This is a genomic window from Oligella ureolytica DSM 18253 (assembly GCF_000373745.1).
Classification (GTDB): domain Bacteria; phylum Pseudomonadota; class Gammaproteobacteria; order Burkholderiales; family Burkholderiaceae_B; genus Oligella; species Oligella ureolytica.
The window spans coordinates 1-1,537 of the sequence record NZ_KB892365.1 but is presented as its reverse complement, the minus strand read 5'-3'; the positions used below and the strand labels follow the sequence as shown (position 1 = coordinate 1,537).

Annotated in this window: 2 protein-coding genes; both read right to left on the bottom strand. The window is 39.5% G+C overall.

Annotation, left to right across the window (positions count from 1 at the left end; all coding sequences use genetic code 11):
* Nucleotides 1–93: 93 nt before the first annotated feature.
* Complete coding sequence (locus B092_RS14540; RefSeq protein WP_018575640.1) at nucleotides 94–282, bottom strand: DUF4926 domain-containing protein; 189 nt, start codon at nucleotides 280–282, stop codon at nucleotides 94–96.
* 79 nt (nucleotides 283–361) lie between these two features.
* Nucleotides 362–1,258 (bottom strand): RTG family carbenicillin-hydrolyzing class A beta-lactamase CARB-16, encoded by an 897-nt coding sequence (locus tag B092_RS0112925; RefSeq protein ID WP_015589625.1) that lies wholly within the window; start codon nucleotides 1,256–1,258, stop codon nucleotides 362–364.
* Between the last annotated feature and the right edge of the window lie 279 nt (nucleotides 1,259–1,537).

The window sequence follows — 1,537 nt, the reverse complement described above, 5'->3', positions numbered from 1 at the left end:
GCGTATCACTCAACTGTTGGTTATTTCTTGGTCGAAACAATCAACAGGATACGCCACCTTCTTTTTTCCTCATACACCACAAATGACTATAGCTCAATAAAGGCTCATGTCTTCTTCTTTTAAAGGTACAGTTTCAATTGTACGACCCTGATCATCAGAAAACTCAATTTCATATACGGGAGGAATCACATCAAAGATATGTACTACAGTTCCCACCTCACCCGCTCTGATATTATCTTGAATACCTTTTGAGACTTTAATAACATCGTTTATATTCAACATACTGCTAATCCTTATCTGTCACAAACTCTGTTATAGGAATATGATCGGTGCGCTATACAGGCATCGAACTATAAATAAATCAGTTACGGCTATTCTCCATTAATACTGTCTTCGCTATTTGCTCACCAATTTTTGCAATGACAGCATTTCTTTCTTCAAACGAGGCGTCTGTCTCTGTAATGTATAGAGCGGCTACGATAGGCTTGCGATTTGGAGGCCACATCACCGCAGTAATAGCACGCGACCCATAACCACCAGCGCCTGTTCTATCTGCTACTATCCAGTCACTTGGAACGCCTTTACGAAACAATGCATCGCCAACCTCATTACCTTTAAGCCAAGATTCTAGTTGTTGACGAGATTTGATAGATAGTGTTTCGTCAATTAGTAACTTTTCAAGTGTCGTTACCATTGCAATTGGTGTTGTCGTGTCTCGCTTATCTCCAGGCACCGCTTCGTTAAGTTCTGTTTCCCAGCGATCAAGGCGCGTAGTATCGTCGCCAATGGAACGCAAAAATTTCGTTAGAGCCTTAGGTCCACCAATCGCTTGTAGAATAAAATTGGCAGCTGAATTATCACTGGTTGATAATGTGGCCTGACACAGCTCTGCGAGCGACATCCCTTTTTTACCCACATGTTTTTCTGTTACAGGTGAGTATGTAACGAGATTGCTTTCAGAGAATCTCACAACTCTATCAATTCTTTCTTTACCTAGATCAACTCTTTGAAGAACGTTTGCACAGGCAAGTGTTTTAAAGGTACTACTTAGAGGAAAACGTTCATTAGATTTATGTTCCCAACGTTTTCCCGTTTCCAAATCATGCACAGCTAGACCAATTCTAGCGCCTAATTCAGTTTCAGCATTGGTAACCGCTTCAAGTACTGAGTCTGTTGCATTAGCATTTAATGATAGCGTGAGACATAAAAAAGTAATTACTACGCTAAAAAAACTAGCCTTGTGTTTACGTACGTCCATGATGAGTTAACTTTCCTTTTGGATCAAATTTTTAGATTAGGGTCTGTTGCACATTGGAAATAAAAAATAGAGAGTAGTAAAATATTATCGCCAGAAAACTTTTAACTAACTCTCTATTTCTATGCTCCAAACAATACTTAGTGACAAGCTTTGGTTGAAACTAAAGCCTATTCTCTTAGATTTGAGAGTTATAGTCAAATCTGGTGTATGGGCATCAAGCAGCTTTCCTGTCTGATTGCTCCATTACTTGTTCGCCGTCTTGGAATTTCACGTTGTTAA